General features: G+C 67.2%; 19 protein-coding genes and 1 pseudogene. 13 read left to right on the forward strand and 7 right to left on the reverse strand.

The annotated features are described in order from the left end of the window. Positions 1-20: 20 nt before the first annotated feature. A complete protein-coding gene (eno, locus tag K6V06_RS17150) occupies positions 21-1,310 on the forward strand; it encodes a phosphopyruvate hydratase (protein WP_222245340.1) in 1,290 nt (429 codons plus the stop codon). Positions 1,311-1,397: 87 nt separating this feature from the next. Then, positions 1,398-1,733, forward strand: coding sequence for a cell division protein FtsB (ftsB, locus tag K6V06_RS17155; RefSeq protein WP_222245341.1), 336 nt, complete (start codon positions 1,398-1,400; stop codon positions 1,731-1,733). A 184-nt stretch (positions 1,734-1,917) separates the two neighbouring features. Here ftsB and K6V06_RS17160 read toward each other — a convergent pair whose 3' ends face one another. The 3 genes from K6V06_RS17160 to K6V06_RS17170 all read right to left on the reverse strand — a co-directional run bounded on the left by K6V06_RS17160 (position 1,918) and on the right by K6V06_RS17170 (position 4,043). Continuing rightward, positions 1,918-2,304 (reverse strand): hypothetical protein, encoded by a 387-nt coding sequence (locus tag K6V06_RS17160; protein WP_222245342.1) that lies wholly within the window; start codon positions 2,302-2,304, stop codon positions 1,918-1,920. 146 nt (positions 2,305-2,450) lie between these two features. After that, complete coding sequence (locus tag K6V06_RS17165) at positions 2,451-3,479, reverse strand: Hsp33 family molecular chaperone HslO (protein ID WP_222245343.1); 1,029 nt, start codon at positions 3,477-3,479, stop codon at positions 2,451-2,453. Positions 3,480-3,518: 39 nt separating this feature from the next. After that, positions 3,519-4,043, reverse strand: coding sequence for a gamma carbonic anhydrase family protein (locus K6V06_RS17170; protein WP_222245344.1), 525 nt, complete (start codon positions 4,041-4,043; stop codon positions 3,519-3,521). Between the two features lie 75 nt (positions 4,044-4,118). On the opposite strand from K6V06_RS17170, the gene K6V06_RS17175 reads away from it, so the two are divergent. Beyond that, entirely contained in the window at positions 4,119-4,997 is an 879-nt protein-coding gene (locus K6V06_RS17175; RefSeq protein ID WP_222245345.1) for a ferritin-like domain-containing protein, read from the forward strand. Between the two features lie 172 nt (positions 4,998-5,169). On the opposite strand, the gene K6V06_RS17180 is transcribed toward K6V06_RS17175, so the two are convergent. Then, a complete protein-coding gene (locus tag K6V06_RS17180) occupies positions 5,170-6,909 on the reverse strand; it encodes an acyl-CoA synthetase (protein WP_222245346.1) in 1,740 nt (579 codons plus the stop codon). A gap of 220 nt (positions 6,910-7,129) precedes the next feature. Between K6V06_RS17180 and K6V06_RS17185 the strand changes: the two genes are divergently transcribed. Both K6V06_RS17185 and K6V06_RS17190 read left to right on the forward strand, forming a co-directional pair. Further along, entirely contained in the window at positions 7,130-8,023 is an 894-nt protein-coding gene (locus K6V06_RS17185) for an alpha/beta fold hydrolase (protein WP_222245347.1), read from the forward strand. A gap of 309 nt (positions 8,024-8,332) precedes the next feature. Then, positions 8,333-8,512, forward strand: a pseudogene (locus tag K6V06_RS17190) (VapC toxin family PIN domain ribonuclease); the annotation flags it as partial. 11 nt (positions 8,513-8,523) lie between these two features. Here K6V06_RS17190 and K6V06_RS17195 read toward each other — a convergent pair. Next, positions 8,524-9,603: an NAD(P)/FAD-dependent oxidoreductase gene (locus K6V06_RS17195; RefSeq protein ID WP_222245348.1), complete on the reverse strand. Its 1,080-nt coding sequence runs from the start codon at positions 9,601-9,603 to the stop codon at positions 8,524-8,526. A 188-nt stretch (positions 9,604-9,791) separates the two neighbouring features. Here K6V06_RS17195 and K6V06_RS17200 point away from each other — a divergent pair, with 188 nt between their 5' ends. The 8 genes from K6V06_RS17200 to K6V06_RS17235 all read left to right on the forward strand — a co-directional run bounded on the left by K6V06_RS17200 (position 9,792) and on the right by K6V06_RS17235 (position 17,318). Continuing rightward, a complete protein-coding gene (locus tag K6V06_RS17200) occupies positions 9,792-10,637 on the forward strand; it encodes a 3',5'-nucleoside bisphosphate phosphatase (protein ID WP_222245349.1) in 846 nt (281 codons plus the stop codon). A gap of 7 nt (positions 10,638-10,644) precedes the next feature. Beyond that, the gene (locus K6V06_RS17205; protein WP_222245350.1) at positions 10,645-11,268 is read left to right on the forward strand and encodes an L-threonylcarbamoyladenylate synthase; all 624 of its coding nucleotides are present in this window, start codon (positions 10,645-10,647) and stop codon (positions 11,266-11,268) included. A 101-nt stretch (positions 11,269-11,369) separates the two neighbouring features. Continuing rightward, on the forward strand, positions 11,370-12,035 hold the full coding sequence (locus K6V06_RS17210) for a site-2 protease family protein (RefSeq protein ID WP_222245351.1): 666 nt from the start codon (positions 11,370-11,372) through the stop codon (positions 12,033-12,035). A gap of 26 nt (positions 12,036-12,061) precedes the next feature. Then, on the forward strand, positions 12,062-13,264 hold the full coding sequence (locus K6V06_RS17215; protein WP_222245352.1) for a tryptophan--tRNA ligase: 1,203 nt from the start codon (positions 12,062-12,064) through the stop codon (positions 13,262-13,264). After that, positions 13,264-13,884, forward strand: coding sequence for a bifunctional 2-polyprenyl-6-hydroxyphenol methylase/3-demethylubiquinol 3-O-methyltransferase UbiG (locus tag K6V06_RS17220; protein ID WP_222245353.1), 621 nt, complete (start codon positions 13,264-13,266; stop codon positions 13,882-13,884). The genes K6V06_RS17215 and K6V06_RS17220 overlap by 1 nt, the downstream gene beginning before the upstream one ends. 358 nt (positions 13,885-14,242) lie before the next feature. Next, complete coding sequence (dapA, locus tag K6V06_RS17225; RefSeq protein ID WP_222245354.1) at positions 14,243-15,127, forward strand: 4-hydroxy-tetrahydrodipicolinate synthase; 885 nt, start codon at positions 14,243-14,245, stop codon at positions 15,125-15,127. Positions 15,128-15,217: 90 nt separating this feature from the next. Further along, positions 15,218-16,471: an outer membrane protein assembly factor BamC gene (gene bamC, locus K6V06_RS17230; RefSeq protein ID WP_222245355.1), complete on the forward strand. Its 1,254-nt coding sequence runs from the start codon at positions 15,218-15,220 to the stop codon at positions 16,469-16,471. Positions 16,472-16,529: 58 nt separating this feature from the next. Then, positions 16,530-17,318: an MBL fold metallo-hydrolase gene (locus K6V06_RS17235; RefSeq protein WP_222245356.1), complete on the forward strand. Its 789-nt coding sequence runs from the start codon at positions 16,530-16,532 to the stop codon at positions 17,316-17,318. Positions 17,319-17,404: 86 nt separating this feature from the next. Here K6V06_RS17235 and K6V06_RS20780 read toward each other — a convergent pair whose 3' ends face one another. Both K6V06_RS20780 and K6V06_RS17240 read right to left on the reverse strand, forming a co-directional pair. Next, positions 17,405-17,653: a hypothetical protein gene (locus K6V06_RS20780; protein WP_255581916.1), complete on the reverse strand. Its 249-nt coding sequence runs from the start codon at positions 17,651-17,653 to the stop codon at positions 17,405-17,407. 215 nt (positions 17,654-17,868) lie between these two features. Next, a complete protein-coding gene (locus tag K6V06_RS17240; protein ID WP_222245357.1) occupies positions 17,869-19,077 on the reverse strand; it encodes a cupin domain-containing protein in 1,209 nt (402 codons plus the stop codon).

Below are 19,077 nucleotides of genomic sequence, written 5' to 3' on the forward strand. Positions count from 1 at the left end.
AACCGACCCTAGAGGAATCCATGAGTGCAATCGTAGATATCATCGGGCGCGAAGTTCTCGACTCGCGCGGCAACCCCACCGTCGAATGCGACGTGCTGCTGGAATCGGGCGTGATGGGCCGCGCCGCGGTGCCGTCGGGCGCGTCCACCGGCTCGCGCGAGGCGATCGAGCTGCGTGACGGCGACAAGTCGCGCTACCTCGGCAAGGGCGTGCTGAAGGCCGTCGAGCATATCAACACCGAGATCTCCGAAGCCATCATGGGCCTGGACGCCTCGGAGCAGGCGTTCCTGGACCGCACGCTGATCGACCTGGACGGCACCGAGAACAAGAGCCGCCTGGGCGCCAACGCGATGCTGGCCGTGTCGATGGCCGTGGCAAAGGCCGCCGCCGAGGAGGCCGGCCTGCCCCTGTACCGCTATTTCGGCGGCTCGGGCGCGATGCAGATGCCGGTGCCGATGATGAACATCGTCAATGGCGGCGCGCATGCCAACAACAGCCTGGACATCCAGGAATTCATGATCATGCCGGTGTCGCAGGGCAGCTTCCGTGAAGCGCTGCGCTGCGGCGCCGAGGTCTTCCACGCGCTGAAGAAGATCCTGGCCGACAAGGGCATGTCCACCGCGGTGGGCGACGAAGGCGGCTTCGCACCGAACTTCGCGTCCAACGAGGAATGCCTGAACACCATCCTGCAGGCGATCGAGAAGGCCGGTTACCGCGCCGGCGAGGACGTGCTGCTGGCGCTGGACTGCGCCTCCAGCGAGTTCTTCCGCGAAGGCGAGGACCTGTACCACCTGGAAGGCGAAGGCCTGACGCTGAACTCGACCCAGTGGGCCGACTACCTGGCCAACCTGTGCGACAAGTTCCCGATCGTGTCGATCGAGGACGGCATGGCCGAGGGCGACTGGGACGGCTGGAAGGTGCTGACCGACAAGCTGGGCAAGCGCGTCCAGCTGGTGGGCGACGATCTGTTCGTCACCAACACCAGGATCCTGAAGGAAGGCATCGAGAAGGGCATCGGCAACTCGATCCTGATCAAGATCAACCAGATCGGCACGCTGACCGAAACCTTCGCCGCCATCGAGATGGCAAAGCGCGCCGGCTACACCGCGGTGATTTCGCACCGTTCGGGCGAAACCGAGGACAGCACCATCGCCGATATCGCGGTTGGCACCAACGCCGGCCAGATCAAGACCGGCTCGCTGTCGCGCTCGGACCGTATCGCCAAGTACAACCAGCTGCTGCGCATCGAGGAAGATCTGGGCGATATCGCCAGCTACCCGGGCAAGAGCGCGTTCTACAATCTGCGATAAGCGCTTGAGTCTTCGGGCGGGCAGCCGATATCCTCTTCGGCTGACCGCCCGCCGGCGCGGCTTTCCCTCGGTAACCTGGTATCTGTCATGCGCCTGATTACGCTGCTGCTGTTCCTGGTGCTCCTTGCCATCCAGTATCCCCTGTGGCTGGGCAAGGGCGGCTGGCTGCGCGTCTGGGAGCTCGACAAGCAGGTGACCGAGCAGACCGCACACAATGAGTCCCTGAAGCGGCGCAATGCCAAGCTGGAGGGCGAGGTGCTGGACCTGCAGGACGGCACCGGCGCGGTCGAGGAACGCGCCCGCTACGAACTGGGCATGGTGCGCGACGGTGAAGTGTTCATCCAGTTCGTTGCTCCCGCACCCAAGGTCAGCGCGACCCCGCCGCTGCCGCCTCCGCCGAATTCCGCCGCGGCGACCCGCTAGCTCGCGGGTTCAATCGGCGCTACTTCCCCTCTCCCCCGGCCCCTCTCCCGCTGGGCGGGAGAGGGGAGCAAACCACCAGCGGTTGAACAGCCGTCGGTGTGCTCCCCTCTCCCGCCCAGCGGGAGAGGGGCCGGGGGAGAGGGCAGCGGCCCTTGACTACCTTCGCGCCGCTACCAACACCTCATCACCAGTAGTAATAGGGATACGCCCCCCATCCCCAGCCGGGCGAGCCCCAGCTGACGCCGCCGCCCCAGCCGCTTCGTCCCCACCCGCCGTAGTACAGGCTGTAGCTGCTCGTCGCCGGATAGCTGTAGCGGTACGCGCGCGCCCATGCTTCTGCCTGCTGGTCGCGCGCGATGGCGGCTTCCTGGTCCTGCAGGATGCGCTGGTTCAGCGCGTCCAGGTTCTTGCGTTCCTCGGCGGTTAGCGGCGCGGCGGGAGTCGTGCTGGGCGCCAGGCGCGCGGTCGGCGGCGAGCCGTTCAGATCGCGTGGCAGGGGAGACGCGCAGCCGACCGCAAGCAGCGGTGCTGCCAGGCAAACGAGACGAAGGGGCGTGGCAATAGCGGACATGTCGGCCTCTGCGGTTCTGCGTAGGGCGGTGGGTAGGGCAGCCGGGCGCGTCAGCGGCAGCCGCGCCCGTCTCCTGTCTTGGAGTGCCGGTCCGGCCCAAAAGTTTTGCGCCGGCGGCGGCGCCGGAGACAGGCGCCCCGCGGCGCTCAGTGCTTGTGCTGGGCGCCCGCGCCGGCTCCGGTCGCGACCGGGGAACCCGCGAACAGCTCGGCGCAGTCGACCGGATCGAAGCGGTACTCCTGGCCACAGAAGTCGCAATGGATCTCCACCGAGCCCCGCTCGGCCAGAATGTCCTCGACTTCGGCCTGCCCCAGGCTTTGCAGCATGTTGGCGACCTTGGTGCGCGAGCACGAGCACTGAAAGCGCGGCGACGCCGGCTCGAACACACGCAGGCCGGCGTCCTGCAGGTCCTCCCAGAACAGGCGCCGCAGCAGCGTATCCGGCGATTCGGCCAGCAGCTCGTCGCGCTTGAGCGTGGCGCCCAGCTGGCAGGCGCGGTCCCACGTATCGAGATCCTGGGCACGGGCCTCTTCCGACAGCGGCGCGCCAGTTTCCCCGACTTGTGCCGGCGGGTGGCCGGGGCGCTCCATCGTGCCGCCGTAGGAGGGCAGCTTCTGCAGCAGCATGCCGGCCGCCACGTGCTCGTCGGCGGCCAGCCACAGCCGCGTGTCCAGCTGCTCGCTGGCCTGCATGTAGTGCTCCAGCACCGCGGCGATCGACAGCAGCGGACCGTTCTCGTCCGCCAGCGGCACGATGCCCTGGTACGGCTGTTGGCCCGGCAGCTTGTCGTGCGGATCGAGCGTGATGGCAAAGCGGCCGCGGCCATGCGCGTTGACCAGGTCGGGCAACGCCGCATCGTCCGCGATCTGCGCGTCCTCGGCCAGCTTGGCGGTGCCGCGCAGCGACAGATCGGACAGGCATTCGACCACCAGCATGCGCACCGGACCGTCCCCGTGCAGCTGCATCACCAGCGCCCCGTTGAACTTCAGGTTGGCGGAGAGCAGCGCGGCGGCGGCCATCATTTCGCCCAGCAGGCGACGTACCGGCAGCGGGTAGTCGTGGCGGGCCAGCGCCTCCTGCCAGGTCGACTCCAGCCGCACCAGTTCGCCACGCACCGGAGCGGCGTCGAACAGGAACTTCTGGAGGGTATCGGGAGTAGTGGTCGTGTCAGTCACAATACGGGTTGGTTGTGCGGCCGGCCCTTGGTGTGGGGGTCAGCCGACGCGTTTCAGATCGGTGCGGTAGACAGCCTGCCGCTCGGCATAGGTGTCGGCATTGCGGCGCAGGTTGGCCACGTCGTCATCGCTCAGCTGCCGCACCACGCGCGCCGGAGCGCCCAGGATCAGCGAACGGTCCGGAAAGACCTTGCCTTCGGTCACGATGGCCCCGGCGCCAACCAGGCACTCCTTGCCGATCACGGCGCGGTTCAGCACAACAGCCTGGATGCCGATCAGCGAACCATCGCCCACCGTGCAGCCGTGCAGCATGGCCTGATGGCCGATCGTGACACCATCGCCCACGGTCAATGGCGCGCCCGGATCGGTATGCAGCACCGCGCCTTCCTGCACGTTCGATGCCTGGCCCACCACGATCGGCTCGTTGTCGCCGCGGATTACCGCGCCTGCCCACACGCTGGCACGGGATTTCAGCGTGACATTGCCGATCACGGTCGCTTCCTCGGCCACGTAGACGTCGGCCTCGATCGAAGGGGCGGTGTCGCCGAGCTGGTAAAGCGCCATGGGGTCTCCTCGTTATCGGTTCAATGTGTGGTCAGGGCCGGCCATTACAATGGCGGCAAACCGGATTTTACGCCCATGCCTGCGCACCCCGCTTCACAGGTCGCATTGACCGTCACATCTTCCTCGGCCACTAGCCCGGATGCATCTCCGACCTTGCGTGAAGGGGCGCTGCATGCGCTTCTGCTCGACGATCCGGCGCAAAAGGTCCTGGCGACGGGCGGGCTGCGGGCACGGGTGGAGCAGGGCGGGGAGGGCGCCATCGGCCAGGGCGCGGTGCTTGCGGCGCCGCAAGGCGTGCCCGGCCGGCCGGCCCGGCCGCTGCTGGTTCCGCCGCAGAAGGTCGAGCGGCGCGGTTCCCTGCAGTCCACCGCGGGGCGTGCCGTGCTGATCCATGCGCTCGCCCATATCGAGTTCAATGCGATCAATCTGGCACTGGATGCGGTATGGCGCTTCGCCGCCATGCCGGCGCAGTTCTACCTCGACTGGCTGCAGGTCGCCGAGGAGGAGGCGCTGCATTACTCGCTGCTGGCTGCCCATCTTGAAAAACTGGGTTACCGCTACGGCGATTTTCCCGCGCACGACAGTCTCTGGGAGATGGCCGACCGCACCGCCGGGGACCCGCTGGCCCGCATGGCGCTGGTGCCCCGCACGCTGGAGGCGCGCGGACTCGATGCCTGCCCGGTGGTGCGCACGCGGCTGGCCGATGCCGGCGACGCGGAGGCAGCGGCAATCATCGACATCATCCTGCGCGACGAAGTCGGGCACGTGGCGATCGGCAACCATTGGTACCGCTGGCTGTGCGAGCAGCGCGGACTTGATCCGGTCAAGACCTACGCCAGCCTGTCCGAGCAGTACCGGGCGCCGCGGCTGCGGCCGCCGTTCAACCTGGAGGCGCGCCGGCGCGCCGGGTTCGATGAGGAGGAACTGGCGTGGCTGGAGGGCAGCGCGGGGTAGACAGGGGCCTTGCAGACGCGGTGGGGCCCTCTCCCCCGGCCCCTCTCCCGCTCGGCGGGAGAGGGGAGGAAAACCAGCGGCGATTGACAAGGCAGTCGGTCTGCTCCCCTCGCCCGCTTGCGGGAGAGGGGCCGGGGGAGAGGGCAAAGGGCGCGTCAAATCAAGCCGCGCATCACCGCTCCTGCCGCGCCCGGAACGCCTCCTCCTCCTGCAACCGCAACACGCGCCGCTGCACCTTGCCCGTGGTCGTCATCGGCAGCTGGTCGATGAACGCGATCGCCTTCGGATACTCATACGGCGCCAGCTGTCCCCGCACATGCTGCTGCAGTTCGCGGATCAGGGCGGCCTCGGCCTCTTCGCCGCGCGCCGTGCCAGGGGTCAACACGATGAACGCCTTGACCACCGCGCCGCGCTCGGGGTCGGGCGACGGCACTACCGCGCAATTCGACACCGCGGGATGGCGCAGCAGGCAATTCTCGATTTCGCTGGGGCCGATCCGGTAGCCGGAGGACTTGAACACATCGTCGGCGCGGCCCTGGTACCAGAGGTAGCCGTCCGCATCCATGCTCGCCAGGTCGCCGGTCCGGCACCAGCGCAGGCCGTCGCGCTCCGTGTACTTGGCGGCGGTGGCTTCCTCGTTCTTCCAGTAGCGCAGGAAGAATACCGGGTCGGCATGGCCGTGGATGTCGGTGGCGCAGACGGCCACCTCGCCGACCTGTCCCGGCTCGCACGGCTTGCCGTCCTCGTCGATCACCGCCACCCGGTGGCCCGGGTAGGGGCGGCCCATGGAGCCGGGCCGTGCCGGCCAGCCCGGCAGACTGTCGTCGTGCTGCGCGCTGCAGTTGCCGACGATGTAGTTGATCTCGGTCTGGCCGAACATCTCGTTGACGGTGACGCCGAATGCGTCCTGGCACCACTCGTACACCGTCTGTCCGACCGCCTCGCCCGCGCTCATCAGTGCACGCAAGCGCAGGTCGTAACGCTCGCGGGGGGCCGGGCAGGCCTTCATCATCTGCTTGAGCGCGGTGGGAAAGAGGAAGGTATTGGTGACGCGGTAACGCGCCATGAGCTCGAATGCCACTTCCGGCGAGAAGCGCCCCTGATAGCCGACGATGGGCTTGCCAAAGTAGAGCGACGGCATCAGCGCGTCCCACAAGCCGCCGGTCCAGGCCCAGTCGGCGGGGCTCCAGAATACGTCGTCCTGTTGCGGGAACCAGTTCTGCGAGCAGACGAAGCCGGGCAGGTTGCCGATCAGCGCGCTGTGCGGCAGCAGCGCGCCCTTGGGCTGGCCGGTGGTGCCGCTGGTGTAGATCAGCACGGCGGGCTCGTCGTGGCGGGTGGGCTCGGCGGCGAAGTCCTCGGCCTCGCCGCCGAGCAACGCGTCCCACTGGCAGTCGCCCCCGCTGGCATCGCCGGCTGCCACCAGCGTGGCCAGCGCCGGGCATTCGGTCCGCGCCGCCACCATGTTGTCGATCGAAGTCTCGTCCGCGATCGCGACCCGCGCTTCGCTATGGCGCAGCCGGTACGACAGCGCTTCCGGGCCGAACAGCATCGACAGCGGCATCGCAATGGCGCCGAGCTGGTAGGTCGCCATATGCGCGATCACCGTTTCGATCCGTTGCGGCATCACGATGGCGACACGGTCGCCGCGCACCACGCCGAGCTTGCGCAGCGCATGGGACAGCCGGTTCGCCTCGCGCTGGATGTCGGCGTAGGTATGGCTGGCCCGGCGGCCGTCCTCGTGCTCGGTGAAGACGGCGACGCGGTCGCGCGTCTGCGGATCGGCCGCCCAGCGGCCGCAGCAGGCCTGGGCCAGGTTGAAGTTGGGGGGGACGTGCCAGTGGAAATCCTGGTAGAGCCGCGCGTAGTCGTCGCGGCGCGCGGACGGCGGCCGCGTGCTGTTCTGCTGCATCGCTTGTCTCCTCTGAGCGGCGGCCGTCCACGCTTTGCGACGCGCGGCGACGCCATGGTTCTTGTCGAGCAGGTTGCGGTGCCGGCAGCCGGTGTTCCCGGTCGATCTTGCGGGTAGAATCGTAAAAACCGAACGAGCGTTCGATTTGTTGCCGTCCTCTCCGTGGCGAGCGGCAACGGCGAACCGCACAAGAATCAACGACTACGGGAGACAGCGGTCCATGAGCATCCGCGACACCTCGCGCACCGACTGTATCACGGTGCGTGGCCTCGACTATCACGTACGGCACTGGGGCAAGGAAGGCGCCCCCAAGCTGTTCCTGCTGCACGGCTGGATGGACGTTTCCGCATCCTTCCAGTTCCTGGCCGATGCCCTGGGGGAGCGCTGGCATGCGATCGCACCGGATTGGCGCGGCTACGGGCTGACCGGCTGGAGCGCGGGCCAGCCGGGCGCAGGCTGCTACTGGTTCCCGGATTACCTGGCCGACCTCGAGGCGCTGCTTGACCGATACCAGCCGGACGGGGCCGTCAATCTGGTCGGCCACAGCATGGGCGCCAACATTGCCTGCCTGTATGCGGGCGTGCGGCCCGCGCGCGTGCGCCGGGTGGTCGATCTGGAAGGCTTCGGCATGACCGCGACGCGGCCGTCCCAGGCGCCGCGCCGGCTGGCGCGCTGGCTCGACGAGCTGCGCGAGCCGCCGCGGATGCGCGCCTACGACAGCGTCGAGGCCGTGGCCGCCAGGCTGCAGCAGACCAATCCGCGCCTGCCCGACGACCGCGCCGCGTTCCTCGCCGCGCACTGGTCGCGCCGCAACGCGGACGGGCAATGGGAGATCCTCGGCGATCCGGCGCACAAGATCGTCAACCCGTCGCTGTACCGGGTCGAGGAGGCGATGGCGATCTGGTCGGCCGTCACCGCGCCGGTGCTGCATGTCGAGGCCCGCGATTCGGAAACGCTGCGCCATATCGCCGGGCAGGAGCCGCTGGAGCAGTTCCGCCAACGTTTCACCGCCTTCCGCGACTGGCGCGAGGTGGTGATCGACGACGCCGGGCACATGCTGCATCACGACCAGCCGGAGCGGGTCGCGCAGTGCATCGAGTCGTTCTGCGGATGACGGATTTGAGCCTTATCTGACGTAGACCACCGGCCATTTTCCCGGCACGCTCCCCGTACTGTTACCGACGAGGAGGACGAGATGCCCGAGCTGGAGCTGGACGAACCCGAGAGCGCCGCCATGCCGCAAGCCGATGACGAGACAGACGGTAGGGGGGCTTGTCGTCTTCCTGTCCTGGAGGCGGAGGCCCGCCGACGATTTGTCGCGCTGCTGTTGAGCATTCCTGACGTTGGCAGGGACGAGGATTTCGCCAGAATGGAGTTTTCAAGCCGGAGCGACCGTGTATCTGATCGATACCAACGTCATTAGCTCCTGCCAGTCAATCTCGAGACCGCGCTGCAGTGGGGCCTGCTGCGGGTACCGCATCGGGAGAATGCGCTGGATAAATTGATCGCCGCGACAGCGCTGATCCATGACATGACGCTGGTAACGCGCAATATCAGCGATTTCGCCGGCTGCTCCGCGCGTTTGCTGGACCCGTTCGTCTGACCGACCCAGCGTTACCCCTCATGCGCCAGCGCCGCCTTCAGCGCCGCGTTGTTGCTGGTATGCACGTGCACCAGCGTCTTCTCGGGGAAGGCATAGTGATAGGCCCGGCGCAGCGCCAGCGCCGCCTCGTGAAAACCGGACAGGATAAGCTTCTGCTTGTTGGCGTAGTAGGCAATATCGCCGGCGGCGAAGATGCCGCGCCGAGAGCTCTCGTAGGTGGTGGTGTCGACGGCGATACGACCGGCGCGCATCTCCATGCCCCAATGCGCGATGGGGCCCGGTTCGGACACCAGGCCATACAGCGCGACCAGTTCGTCCGCCTCGATCGTCACGCTGTCCTCGCGCGTACGCACCTCGGCGGCAACCAGACGGTCGTCCTCGGTCTTCAGCCCGCCCAGCATGCCGATCACGAAGTCCATCTCGCCAGCGGCGACCGCCGCGCGCATGGCCGCCACGGTGTGATCGGCCGCCCGGAAGCCCTCGCGGCGGTGCAGCAGGGTCACGCGCGCGGCGACCTTGCGCAGCGCCAGCGCCCAATCCAGCGCGGAGTCGCCGCCCCCGGCGACAATGACGCGCTTGCCGGCGAAGCGCGCCACTTCCCGTACCGCATAGTGGACGTGCCGGTCTTCCAGTGCGGCCGCTTCCGGCAGCGAGACCCGCTGCGGGGCAAAGGCGCCCGCACCGGCGCAGATCAGCACGGCGGCCACATCGAAGCCCTTGCCGCTGTCGGTGCTGACCAGCAGGCGAGGGGACTCGCCGCCGATTTCCTGCACGCTCTGCGCCCGTTCGCCGAAATGCATCGGCACCGCGAAAGGCGCGCACTGTTCGACCAGCCGGTCGACCAGCTCCTGGGCCAGGCATCCGGGCACGGCGGGAATGTCGTAGATCGGCTTTTCCGGATACAGCTCGGTGCACTGTCCGCCCGGGCGGTCCAGCACATCGACGATTTCGCATTGCAGCCCGAGCACGCGGGCCTGGAAGGCGGCGAACAGCCCGACCGGTCCGGCGCCGACGATCAGCACATCGGTCCGGGTGACGGCGGACTCGTGAGGAATGACCGGGGAATGGGAAGGATCGGAGGCGTGTTGCATGGTGACGTCGGCCGCGGGGACGCGGCGTGAAAATCTCGTGAGGCGTCCACTATACCCCGGCAAGCCAGCCCGGACCGCTACGCCACCGCTACCGGCATGGCTTTGGCCGGGACAGGGCGATGTCGGGGTCCCCGCCTCATTCATGTGGCGGGCAGCGGACCCCGGGGCCGAGGAGTAGAATGGCGATTATGTCTTTACCCTACGACATCAACGCCGATCTCCATTGCCATTCGACGGTATCGGACGGCACGCTGCCCCCGACCGTGGTGGCGGAGCGCGCGCACGCCAATGGTGTGCGGATCTGGTCGCTGACCGACCACGATGAAGTGGGCGGCCAGCTGATTGCCCGCGAGACCGCCGAGGAACTGGGCATGCAATATGTGCCTGGGGTCGAGATTTCGGTGACGTGGGCCGGCCAGACCGTGCATATCGTCGGCCTGCAGATCGATCCGCTGTGTCCCGATCTGATCGACGGGCTGACAGCGACCCGCTCCGGACGGGCGCGCCGTGCCCGCGACATCGGCGACGCGCTGGCCGCGGTCGGCATCGACGGCGCCTTCGAAGGCGCGCTGCGCTATGTCGGCAACCCGGACCTGATCTCCCGCACGCATTTCGCCCGCTGGATGGTCGACGAGGGCATCTGCGACAGCATTGGCGAGGTGTTCGACCGCTACCTCACGCAGGGCAAGCCCGGCTATGTCGGGCACCGCTGGGCCACGCTCGCCGAGGCGGTGCAGTGGATCCGCCAGGCCGGCGGCATCGCGGTGATGGCGCATCCTGGCCGCTACGACTACACCCCGATGCAGCACGACGCGCTGTTCGACGAGTTCAAGTCGCTGGGCGGGGCCGCCGTCGAAGTGGTGACTGGCAGCCACACCCCGGACCAGTACCGCCGCTATGCCGAGGTGGCCCGCCACTATGGGCTGCTGGCTTCGCGCGGTTCGGACTTCCATGGTCCCGGCGAAGGTCGTGTCGAAATCGGCACGCTGCCGCCGCTGCCGCCTTCGCTCACGCCGGTATGGCACGACTGGTAGGCCGCGGATGTCGCAATATTTCTCCGTTCATCCAGACAATCCCCAGCCGCGGCTGCTCAAGCAGGCCGCCCAGATCATCTCCCGCGGCGGTCTCGTGGCCCTGCCGACCGACTCCAGCTATGCACTGGCCTGCCAGCTCGATGACAAGGCCGCGGTCGACCGTCTGCGCCGGATTCGCGGCATCGACGACCGCCATCATCTGACGCTGATGTGCCGCGACCTGTCCGAACTGGGCAACTTCGCCCGCGTCGACAATCGCCAGTACCGCTGGATCCGCAACGCCACGCCCGGCCCCTACGTCTTCATCCTGGAGGCCACGCGCGAAGTGCCGCGCCGGTTGTCGCACCCGTCGCGCAAGACCATCGGCGTGCGCGTGCCGGACAACGCGGTCGCGCAAGGGTTGCTGGAAGAGGTGGGGGCGCCGCTCATCAGTGCGACGCTGCAGCTGCCCGGCGACGAGGAGCCGCTTGACGAGGCGGAAACGATTCGGGCGCGGCTGGAGAAGCAGCTGGACGTGGTGATCGACGGCGGACCCGTCCCCTCGCATGCGAGCACGGTGATCGACCTGACCGGTGGCGAGCCGGTGCTGGTGCGCCAGGGTCGCGGCGATATCTCCCGGTTCGGCCTGTGAGTCCTTCGGCGGTGGCCCGCGGGCTTGCTGCGGCGCCACCCGGCCATGGCGGCACGCCTTTCCTCGATCCGGGCCCGGCCGGCCCGCTACAATAGCGCCCCATGGATTCCTCCCTGATTCAGATCGTCGCGGTCTACGCGCTGCCCGTGCTGTTTGCCATCACGCTGCACGAGGCCGCGCACGGCTATGTCGCCAAGCACTTCGGCGACAACACCGCCTATATGCTCGGGCGGGTGAGCCTGAACCCGATCCGCCATATCGATCCGATCGGCACCATCGCGGTGCCGCTGATCCTCTATTTCGCCACCAGTGGCCAGTTCGTATTCGGCTACGCCAAGCCGGTGCCGGTGGCCTTCGGCCACCTGCGCAACCCGCGCTGGCACAGCATGTGGGTCGCGCTGGCAGGGCCGGGCGCCAACCTGATCCAGGCGTTCGGCTGGGCGCTGATCGCGCTGGTGCTGGCGCTGGCGCAGGTCAACGAGCCGTTCTTCACGCAGATGGCGCGCGCGGGCGTGCTGGTCAACCTGGTCGTTGCCGCCTTTAACCTGTTCCCGATTCCGCCGCTGGACGGCGGCCGGGTGCTCAGCGCGCTGCTGCCGCAGCGGATGGCGTACGCGCTGTCGCGGGTGGAGCCATATGGCATCTTCATCGTGCTGGCACTGGTGGCGGCCGGTGTGATCACCCAGGTGTGGATGCGGCCGGTGATCGGTCTGCTCAGCTCCCTGGTCCAGTTGCTGCTGACGCCGATCCTGGCGTTGGTACCCTGATTTTTCGCAAGACTTATTCCTATTCCATGTCTCCCGATCGCGTTCTTTCCGGCATGCGGCCGACCGGTGCCCTGCACCTGGGCCACTTTCACGGCGTACTGAAAAACTGGGTCAAGCTGCAGGACGAGCATCCCTGCTTCTTCTTCGTCGCCGACTGGCATGCGCTGACGACGCACTACGAATCGCCGGAAGTGATCGGGGAATCGGTGTGGGAGATGCTGATCGACTGGCTCGCCTCGGGCGTCGATCCGGAAAAGGCCACGCTGTTCATCCAGAGCCGCGTGCCCGAGCATGCCGAGCTGTTCCTGCTGCTGTCGATGGGCACGCCGCTGGGCTGGCTGGAGCGCGTGCCGACCTACAAGGACCAGATCGAAAAGCTGAAGGACAAGGACCTGTCCACCTACGGCTTTCTCGGCTATCCGCTGCTGCAGGCCGCCGACATCCTGATCTATCGCGCCGGCTTCGTGCCGGTCGGCGAGGACCAGATTCCGCACGTCGAGATCACGCGCGAGATCGCCCGCCGCTTCAATTACCTGTACGGCCGGCAGCCCGGGTTCGAGGAGCAGGCGCAGGCCGCGGCGAAGAAGCTGGGCGGCAAGCGCACCCGCACCTTCCTCGATCTGCGCAAGGCGTACCAGGAGCAGGGCACCGACGCATCGCTGGAGGAAGCGCGGGCGCTGGTCGGACAGTCGCAGAGCCTGTCCAACAACGACCGTGAACTGCTGCTCGGCTACCTGCTGGGCTCGCGCAAGTCCATCCTGGTCGAACCGCAGGTGCTGCTGACCAAGGCGTCGCGGATGCCGGGCCTGGACGGCAACAAGATGTCGAAGTCCTATGGCAATACCATCCGCATGCGCGAGGACAAGGAATCGGTCGAAAAGAAGGTGCGCACCATGCCGACCGATCCGGCACGGGTGCGCCGCACCGATCCGGGCGAACCGACGCGCTGCCCGGTGTGGCAGCTGCATCAGGTGTATTCGGACGAGCCGACCTGCGAGTGGGTGCTCAAGGGCTGCCGCACCGCCGGCATCGGGTGCCTGGAGTGCAAGCAGCCGGTGATCGACGGCATCCTGCGCGAACAACAGCCGATGCTGGAGCGCGCGCAGAAGTACATGGACCAGCCGGCGCTGCTGCGCGACATCGTCGACCATGGCTGCGCCAGGGCGAGCGAGGTCGCGCGCGAGACCATGCGCGAGGTTCGCGAGGCCATGGGACTGGGCTACCGCTGATGACGGGCACCGACGATCGCTCCGTCGCGCCGCAGGCGACGTCCGCTGTTCCGCATGGGCAGCTGTTCCCGCCGTCCGCCTGGATCACCGGCTGGGCGCACCTGCTGCGCAGCGGCGGGCGCGTGCTCGACCTGGCATGCGGTCCGGGCCGGCACGCGGTATGGCTGGCCCAACGCGGCTTCGACGTGCTGGCGGTGGACCGCGATGGCCAGGCCCTGGCCGGCCTGCCCGCCTCGATCCGGCGCCGGCAGGTCGACCTGGAGCAGGGGATGTGGCCCCTGGCCGACGAGGCGCCCTTCGACGGGGTGGTCGTCACCAACTACCTGCACCGGCCGCTGTGGCCGTTCCTGCTGGACGCGCTCGCGCCGGGCGGGGTGCTGCTGTATCAGACCTTCGCCGCCGGAAACGAAACCGTCGGCAAGCCGTCCAATCCCGAGTTCCTGCTGCGCCCGGGCGAACTGCTCGATGCAGTGCGGCCCGCGCTGCGGGTGGTGGCGTACGAGGACGGAGTGGTCGACACGCCGAAAACGGCGTTCGTGCAGCGCATCGTGGCCGTGCGGGAGACGGGTCTGGCGCCCGGCGTGGCGCCGGCGCGGTACCCGCTGCAAGGGGCGGTGTGACGCTCGATTGCCCTCTCCCCCGGCCCCTCTCCCGCGGGGCGGGAGAGGGGAGTGCACCGGCCGCCGCTGAGCTGCGTCGGGCTGGCTCTGTCCGCCCACTTGCGGGAGAGGGGCTTGATCCGCTGCTGGTTTGCTCCCCTCGCCCGCTTGCGGGAGAGGGGCCGGGGGAGAGGGCAACAAGCGGGCAACAAGCGGGCAACAAGCGGGCAACAAGCCGCGCCAGAGCGCAGCCGCCCGCGAAGTCCTGCCCCACCGCTTTCCCATGATGAAAGCACTGGTATTTCTCCGCATCGCTGCCGTCTAGGCGCGCTGTTTGTATCCGGTACAATCGCGATATTTGCTTCTTGACCCTACCGCTATGACACAGATTACCGGCAGCATCGTAGCCATCGTGACGCCGATGCATGAGGATGGCAGCCTGGACTACCCGGCGCTGCGCAACCTGATCGACTGGCACGTCGCCGAAGGCACGGATGCCGTGGTGATTGTCGGCACCACCGGCGAATCGCCGACGGTATCGGTCGAGGAGCACTGCGAGCTGATCCGCATCGCCGTGGAGCAGTCCAACAAGCGCATTCCGATCATCGCCGGCACCGGCGGCAATTCGACCAGCGAGGCGATCGAGCTGACCGCCTTCGCCAGGCAGGTCGGCGCCGATGCGTCGCTGCAGGTCGTGCCCTACTACAACAAGCCGACGCAGGAAGGCATGTATCGCCATTTCCGCACCATTGCGGAAGCGGTGGATCTGCCGGTGATCCTGTACAACGTGCCGGGCCGCACCGTTGCCGACATGAGCAACGAGACCATGCTGCGGCTGGCGCAGGTCCCCGGCATCGTGGGCGTCAAGGAAGCGACCGGCAACATCGACCGGGCGGCGCAACTGATCCATGCGGCCCCCGAGGGGTTTGCGGTCTACAGTGGCGACGATCCCACCGCCGTGGCGCTGATCCTGCTGGGCGGCCAGGGCAATATCTCGGTGACCGCCAATGTCGCGCCGCGCAAGATGCACGAGATGTGCGTCGCCGCGCTCAAGGGTGACGCCATCACCGCGCGCCGGCTGCACATGGAACTGATCGCCCTGAACAAGGCAATGTTCGTCGAGGCCAATCCGATTCCCGTCAAGTGGGCCCTGCAGCAGATGGGCCGGATGGGCAGCGGTATTCGCCTGCCGCTGACGCCGCTGGCCGCCGAGCACCACGACACCGTGCGCAAGGCGCTGTCCGGCGCCGGCCTGCTGGGCTGAGTCCGATCCCGACTTCACCTGATCCCGCGCTTCCCATCCGTCCAACCTTTCGCGCCTAGCCGTCATCCCTCTCATTAGGACTGCGTGTCAATGAAACAGAAGCTATTCCGCCACGACGTGCCGCAAGCACGCCGTGCCGCCATGGTCTTGCCGGTGCTGGCCCTTGGCCTCGTTACCGGTTGCAGCAGCATCAACGACATGATGCAGGCCGACAAGATCGACTACAAATCGGCCGACGTCTCCAAGCGTACGCCGACGCTGGAAGTGCCCCCCGATCTGACCAAGCTCGAAGGGGACCGGCGCTATTCGGTGCCCAACCAGAACGGCGTGTCGACCCTGTCCGGTTATACCCAGGCGACCGTTACGCAACCGAAGGCAACCGGTACCAATGTGCTGCCGTCGAGCGAAGGGATCCGCGTCGTGCGTGACGGCAACCAGCGCTGGCTGTCGATCAGCAACGGCATGCCGCCGGACCAGCTGTGGCAGACGCTGCGCGAGTTCTGGCAGGAGAATGGCTTCCTGCTGGTGCAGGATTCGCCCGAGACCGGCATCATGGAAACGGACTGGGCAGAGAACCGCGCCAAGATTCCGCAGGACTTCATCCGCAACACCATCGGCAAGGTGTTCGACGGGCTGTATTCGACCTCGGAGCGCGACAAGTTCCGCACCCGTCTGGAGAAGGGCCAGAACGGCAACCTGGAGGTCTTCATCAGCCACCGGGGCGCACAGGAAGAGCTGACCGGCCTGGACAAGTCGTCCACCGTGTGGACGCCGCGTGCGGCCGATCCCGAGCTGGAGGCCGAATTCCTCTCCCGCCTGGCGCAGCGCCTGGGTGTGCAGAAGGAACAGGCCGAGCAGATGGCCAAGTCCGGTACCATTCCGGCCCCGGCCGCCAACACCGCTCAGCCGGCCGGCAAGGGCGCGCAGCCCGCAGCTGCTGGCAGCGACGGCTACGCGCCGGTGGCAAGCTCCGGCGCCAGCTACCTGACCCAGGTCAATGGCACCCAGGCCCTGCAGCTGCCCGAGCCGTTCGACCGCGCCTGGCGTTCGGTCGGCCTGGCACTGGACCGCGTCAATTTCACGGTCGAGGACCGCGATCGCGCACAGGGCCTGTACTACGTGCGCTATGTCGATACGCGCGACACCGTGGACAACCGCGGCTTCTTCTCGAAGCTCTTCACGCGTACCGGCGGCGACGCCGCGCGGCAGGCGAAGAAGTACCGCGTGTCGGTCAAGGGTAGCGGCAACGGCACCACGGTGATGGTGCTCAACGATGCCGGCCAGCCGGAGTCGGGCGACATGGCCAAGCGCATCCTGACGCTGCTCGACGAGCAGCTGCATTGAGCGTGCAAGTCCGGCCTTCGCTGCACACGCCCACGGCCCGCCGGGAAGGGCTGCGGCCGTGATGCGTTTCGCTTTTCTTGGCAGTGGCAGCGAAGGCAATGCAATGGTCATCGAAGCGCGCGACGGCACCAGTACGACCAGGGTGCTGCTCGACTGCGGCTTCGGACTGAAGGAGACCGCGCGCCGGCTCGAGCGGCTGGGCCTGGAGCCCGGCCAGCTCGACGCGCTGCTGGTCACGCACGAGCATGGCGACCATATCGGTTCAGCCTATGCCTTCGGCGCGAAGCACGACCTTCCCGTTTACACCAGCCACGGCACCTGGCTCGCCACCGCGCACCTGCGCGGCGCCGACCGGGCCGATGTGCGGGTGATCGCCGCCGACCACGCCTTTTCCGTGGGCGGCCTGCAGATCCTTCCCTATACCGTTCCGCACGACGCTCGCGAGCCGCTGCAGTTCGTGCTCGGCGACGGCGATGTCAGGCTGGGTGTGCTGACCGATGCCGGCATGGAAACGCCGTATGTGGTCGCGCGGCTTGCCGGGGTCGATGCGCTGGTGCTGGAGTGCAATCACGATCGCGAGTTGCTGCGCAACTCGCTGTATCCGCCATCGCTCAAGCGCCGCATTGGCGGCGACTTCGGCCATCTTGCCAACGAGATCGCAGCGGCCATCCTGTCCCAGGTGGCGCACGGCAAGCTCGGCAGGGTCGTGGCGGCCCACCTGAGCCAGCAGAACAACACGCCGGCGCTGGCCACCGCGGCGCTGGCAGGCGTGCTCGGCGCCGTCCCCGACGATATCCTGGTGGCCGACCAGAGCGATGGCCTGGCCTGGCAGCCGGTAGGGGCCTGACCGACCCCGCGGCTCCGTGCCGGCAGGGGCGAACCTGGACGAAAAAAAACCGGCCCGAGGGCCGGTTTTTCCTGACCTGAAGCCGATTACTTGGCTTCAGCAGCCGAAGCGTCAGCAGCCGGAGCAGCAGCGGTAGCGTCAGCAGCCGGAGCCGAAGCGGCGTCAGCAGCCGGAGCAGCGGTAGCGTCAGCAGCCGGAGCCGAAGCAGCGTCGGTAGCCGGAGCGGTAGCAGCCGGAGCGGTGGTGTCAGCGGCCGGAGCAGCTTCTTCCTTCTTGCCGCAAGCGGCGACAGCGACAGCAGCCAGCAGGGAAGCGATCAGGAGAGACTTCTTCATTGTTCGTCCTTTAACTTGTAATAGAAAGAAAGCAGGAAAAAACGGTTTGATTAATTACCGGTAATTAATCGTTCGAACTTGCTTGTGAACTTCATTAACGGCTCTCCCGGTGCCCTAAATACCGCGGTCCACAGTACGAGCCAGCTGGCGATTATATCCACGTTTTCCCTGCTTGTGTAGCGGCGACATTTCCGGAACAACACTGTTACGCATTATTACAGCGGGCCTGGCGCAAGTTGCAACCAGCCTTCCATCGTCCAATGGTGAAAGGTTTCCAGCAGGTCGGGCAGCGGCGCGCATTGCGCGACTTCGGCGGGCGTCAGATGGCGCTGGTCGGCCAGTCTGCGCAGCCATTTGTGCAATTCCTGCGGCGGCTCGTAGGCAACGCCATTGATAAAGAAGTGGCTGCGGTCGTAGAGCGCGATCGAGGCGGGCGCGAGCACCACCCCCTGGCGCCGCGCCAGCCGTTCGTACTTGGTCAACGTGATATTGGGCGGCTCGGCAAACTCGATGCCGGGCTTCGGTTCCGACAGGTGCGTGCCGACGAACTCCGCGACCATGGTGTTGGTCCAGCGCAACGCCTGCAGCCGTTCGGCGACCGCCTGGGTGAGCGCCGCCGGCACCTGGGCCGGTTTTGCGGTGGCGGGTTGGCCAGGATCGGCGTAGCGGCCCGACAGTTCCTCGTTGTCCTCGACGGTCTCCGACAGCCAGGCGAGGAAATGTCCCGCCAGCTCGCGGTAGGCAGGCGCGCGAAAGCCGATCGAGCAGGTCATGCACTCGCCCTCGGCAATGCCGTCATGCGCGTACTGCGGTGGCAGGTACAGCATGTCACCCGGCTCCAGCACCCACTCCTGTTCGGCCTTGAAGTCCGACAGGATCTTCAGCGGCAGGCCGGGCTTGAGGTCGAGCGTCTGCTGCGAGGAAATCTGCCAGCGTCGGCGGCCCGAAACTTGCAATAGAAATACGTCGTAGGAGTCGAAGTGCGGCCCCACGCCGCCGCCATCGGTGGCATAGCTCACCATCACATCGTCCAGACGGGCATCCGGTATGAAGCGAAAGTCTCCCGTCAGGGACGCAGCCGCGCTATTGTGCAGGTTGACGCCTTGCACCAGGAGCGCCCACTGGCGCGTCGCCGTATCGGGCAGCTGGTCCGGGGCAAAAGGGCCCGTCTCCAGCTTCCAGCGATTGCGAAAGCGCGTTACCAGCCGCGACTCGACATCGTCACGGTCCGCCAGTGCGAACAGTTCGTCGCGCGAGACCGGTGGCACGATCTCCGGAACGGCTTGTCGAACCAACAAGGGCTTGCGGTGCCAGATATCCCGCATGAAGTCCGCAGGGGTCATGCCTCCGAGCAAGCGGAGGGGCGTGTCCGGGTTCACCGGGCCGCGCGGCAGGGCCTGTGCGTATAATGCGGAATCGTTCAT

It is taken from the genome of Cupriavidus sp. AU9028, from assembly GCF_019795295.1.
Lineage (GTDB): Bacteria > Pseudomonadota > Gammaproteobacteria > Burkholderiales > Burkholderiaceae > Cupriavidus.